General features: G+C 69.9%; 3 protein-coding genes. All 3 read left to right on the top strand.

All coding sequences use genetic code 11. The features are described from left to right. Window positions 1–77 precede the first annotated feature (77 nt). The 3 genes from N5D30_RS25930 to N5D30_RS25920 all read left to right on the top strand — a co-directional run bounded on the left by N5D30_RS25930 (window position 78) and on the right by N5D30_RS25920 (window position 3,811). On the top strand, window positions 78–2,708 hold the full coding sequence (locus N5D30_RS25930; RefSeq protein WP_279911314.1) for a TonB-dependent receptor: 2,631 nt from the start codon (window positions 78–80) through the stop codon (window positions 2,706–2,708). Window positions 2,709–2,831: 123 nt separating this feature from the next. Beyond that, a complete protein-coding gene (locus N5D30_RS25925) occupies window positions 2,832–3,413 on the top strand; it encodes a biliverdin-producing heme oxygenase (protein ID WP_279911313.1) in 582 nt (193 codons plus the stop codon). After that, window positions 3,410–3,811, top strand: coding sequence for a YbaN family protein (locus tag N5D30_RS25920; RefSeq protein WP_279911312.1), 402 nt, complete (start codon window positions 3,410–3,412; stop codon window positions 3,809–3,811). Before N5D30_RS25925 ends, N5D30_RS25920 begins: the two co-directional genes overlap by 4 nt. The last annotated feature ends 53 nt before the right edge of the window (window positions 3,812–3,864 follow it).

Below are 3,864 nucleotides of genomic sequence, written 5' to 3'. Positions count from 1 at the left end.
GGGCTCGTTCGTTTCGTCAAATGCCAATGCTATTAATTCGCATTTCATCGACGAATACCGACTTAAAGAGAGCTCCGATGAACGTCTCCTCCCGACGCTCCACCCTCGATCGCCTGCGTGCCCCGGCAGAGCTGCCCCTGCGGGCCCTGTCCCTGCTCACCCTGTCCATCGCCCTGGCCTCGGCGCCCGTCGGCGTGGCCGTCGCCGCCGAGGGCAGCGCCCAGACCCAGGCCGGCTTCCGCTTCGACATCCAGCGCCAGCCGCTGAGCGCCGCGCTCAACGCCTTCAGCGACGTCACCGGCTGGCAGGTCGGCCTGCAGGCTGACCTGGCCGACAACGTCACCTCGCCCGGCGTCTCCGGCAACCTCTCTGCCGAACAGGCGCTGCGCCGCCTGCTGGCCGGCAGCGGCCTGGTGTTCGTCCAGGTCGGGCCGCACAACGTCGTGCTGCAGCGCGCCAGCCAGTCGCGGGCCATGGAGCTGCAGCCGCAGACCATCACCGCCACCCGCCGCGCCCAGAACGTCGACGAGGTGCCGAGCACGGTCAGCGTGCGCGGCCGCACCGAGCTGGACCGCAACAACGTCAACAGCATCAAGCAGCTGGTGCGCGACGAGCCGGGCGTCTCCGTCGGCGGCGCGGGCCAGCGCGCCGGCATCACCGGCTACAACATCCGCGGCATCGACGGCGACCGGGTGCTGACCCAGATCGACGGAGTGGAAATCCCCAACAGCTTCTTCTACGGCCCCTACGCCCAGACCCACCGCAACTACGTCGATCCGGAGATCGTCAAGCGCGTGGAAATCCTCCGCGGCCCGGCCTCCGCCCTGTACGGCAGCAACGCCATCGGCGGCGCGGTCAGCTACTTCACCCTGGACGCCGACGACATCCTCCGCGAAGGCCGCGACGCCGGCGCCCGCTTGAAGGCCGGCTACAGCTCCGCCGACGACAGCTGGCTCACCTCGGCCACCGTCGCCGGCCGCCACGAGGCCTTCGACGCCCTGCTGCACCTGTCCCAGCGCAACGGCCACGAGACCGAATCCTACGGCAGCCACGGCGGCACCGGCCTGGACCGCACCGAGGCCAACCCGGAAGACGTGCGCACCACCAACCTGCTGGCCAAGCTGGGCTGGAACTACAACGACAGCGACCGCCTGCAGCTGACCTACGAGAAGTACGAGGACGACCGCGACACCGACCAGCTCAGCGCGGTCGGCGGCCCGTTCAACGCGCCCACCCCCGGGGTCGGCTCCGGCTACTACCGGGACCGCAGCGGCAACGACACCATCACCCGCGAGCGCTTCGGCCTGGAGCACCGCCTGGCGCGGGACAGCCTGCTGGCCGACAACCTGAAGTGGAGCCTGAACTACCAGATCGCCAAGACCGACCAGAGCACCCGCGAGCACTACGTGCCCGCCAACCCCTTCACCGGCATCGCCAGCCGCGACGTGATGCGCTTCCGCGACACCTACTACAAGGACCGCCAGTGGGTGCTCGACGCCCAGCTGGACAAGGCCTTCACCCTCGGCGCGACCGACCACCTGCTGACCTACGGCCTCAACCTCAAGCGCCAGGAAGTCACCGGCCAGCGCTCCGGCAAGGGCGTCTGCCTGCGCGTGTTGAGCGCCGCCTGCCCCGCCGTCGGCGCGATCAGCACCAACGCCTCCGACACCATCGCCACCCAGAGCGACTTTCCGGACCCGACCATCCACGTCTACGGCCTGTACCTGCAGGACGAGATCCGCTGGAACCAGTGGACCTTCCTGCCGGGCCTGCGCTACGACTACACCCGCCTGAGCCCCGAGCTGACCGACGAGTTCCTCGCCAACATCAACGGCACCAACGTGACCGGCTACAGCGACGACGACAAGACCTGGCACCGGGTCTCGCCCAAGCTCGGCGTCACCTACGCCTTCGACGACCACTACACCTGGTTCGGCCAGTACGCCGAGGGCTTCCGCACGCCGACCGCCAAGGCGCTGTACGGCCGCTTCGAGAACCTGGCGGGCGGCTACACCGTCGAACCCAATCCCGACCTCGAACCGGAGAAGAGCCGTGGCCTGGAAACCGGCCTGCGCGGCAACTTCGAGGGCGGCAGCTTCGGCCTGACCGCGTTCTACAACGAGTACCGCGACTTCATCGACGAGGACCAGCTGCAGGCCAACTCCGGCAGCCTCGAATTCCAGAGCCGCAACATCCGCCACGCCAGCATCCGTGGCGTGGAGGCCCGTGGCCGCCTGGACCTGGCCCTGCCCGGCCTCTACGCGCAAGGCAGCATCGCCTACGCCCGCGGCCGCAACGACGACAACGGCGAGCCGCTGAACAGCGTCAACCCGCTGACCGGCGTGCTCGGCCTGGGCTACGAGCAGGAGCGCTTCGGCGGCCTGCTGAACTGGACCCTGGTCAAGCGCAAGACGCGCATCGACAGCACCAGCTTCAACGCGCCGGACGGCACCAGCCGCCAGTTCGCCAGCCCCGGCTTCGGCATCCTCGACCTCACCGGCTACTACCGCCTGACCGACGACCTGACCCTCAACGCCGGCCTCTACAACCTGACCGACAAGCAGTACTGGCTGTGGGACGACGTGCGCGGCTACGCCAGCGTCGGCGAGAGCGGCCTGGGCGAGGCGGCGGTGACCGCGCCGGCCAACCTCGAGCGCCTGACCCAGCCGGGCCGCAACTTCGCCATCAACTTGGTGTGGGACATCTGATCCCGGCGTGAACCCGTCCCGCCCCGGCAGCGCCCGCCGCCGGGGCGAGGCGGCGTCCTTTACGTTATCCGCCGCCTCGTTCGTCTCGTCTTTCTGACACCCTCCGATCAAAGGACTCCCAGCATGAGCACGCTGCGCTCCCAGCGCCTCAACCAGGCGACCCACGCGCCCCACGAACGACTCGACAACGCCGTCAAGGCGCACGACCCGTTCGCCAGCCGCGAGAACTTCACCCCCTTCGTACAGGCCCAGTACCTGTTCCAGTCCGAACTGCAGGCGCTCTACCAGGACGCCAAGCTGATCGCCCTCTTCCCCGACCTGGCCGCCCGCTGCCGCGCCCGCCAGGCCGAAGCCGACCTCGGCGACCTGGGCTCCGCGATTCCGGCCCCGGTGCCCGGCGCGCCCGCCGACCTGTCCCGCGCCGAGGCACTGGGCTGGCTGTTCGTCTCCGAGGGCTCCAAGCTCGGCGCCGCCTTCCTGATCAAGCGGGTCGCCGCCCTGGGCCTGAGCGAAACCTTCGGCGCCCGCCACCTGGGCGAACCGGAAGGCGGCCGCGCCGCCGGCTGGAAGCTGTTCACCCAGACCCTCGACGCCCTGCCGCTGAGCGACGAGGAAGAGCGCGCGGCGGAAGCCGGCGCCCTGGCCGCCTTCGAACGCTTCGGCGTGCTGCTGCAGCACAGCTACGCGCTGGCCGAGGCCGCTTGAGTCCCACGCCCCGCTCGCGGCCGGTCCGCCTGCTGTATGCCCTGCTGGCCTACACCTCCCTGGGTGTGGGCTTGGTCGGGCTGGTGCTGCCGGGGCTGCCGACCACCGAATTCGTGCTGCTCGCCGCCTGGGCCGCCTCGCGCAGCTCGCCTCGGCTGAGCCGCTGGCTGGAGAACCACCGCCTGTTCGGCCCGATCCTGGCCAACTGGCGCAACGGCAAGGCCGTCGCCCGCCGCGCCAAGGTCGCCGCCAGCCTGTCGATGCTCGCGGCGCTGGCGATCATGCTGATCACCCTGCCCCACGGCTACTGGCTGTACGCGGTGATCGCCGGGATGGCGGTCGGCAACCTGTGGGTCTGGTCACGCCCGGACAGCCCCCCCGCCCCGCGCGACGCCTGACATCGCTGCGCGCCTGACGGATAATCCCCGCCCTGTCCCAATCGAATGTTGCT

Source organism: Pseudomonas sp. GD03875 (genome assembly GCF_029840585.1).
Lineage (GTDB): Bacteria > Pseudomonadota > Gammaproteobacteria > Pseudomonadales > Pseudomonadaceae > Aquipseudomonas > Aquipseudomonas paralcaligenes.
Note: the sequence above shows the minus strand (reverse complement) of the source record. Positions and strands in the feature narration are given on the sequence as shown.

Coding starts and splice junctions, on each gene's coding strand:
- N5D30_RS25930 (WP_279911314.1), top strand. CDS start 78: ATGAACGTCTCCTCCCGACGCTCCACCCTCGATCGCCTGCGTGCCCCG.
- N5D30_RS25925 (WP_279911313.1), top strand. CDS start 2,832: ATGAGCACGCTGCGCTCCCAGCGCCTCAACCAGGCGACCCACGCGCCC.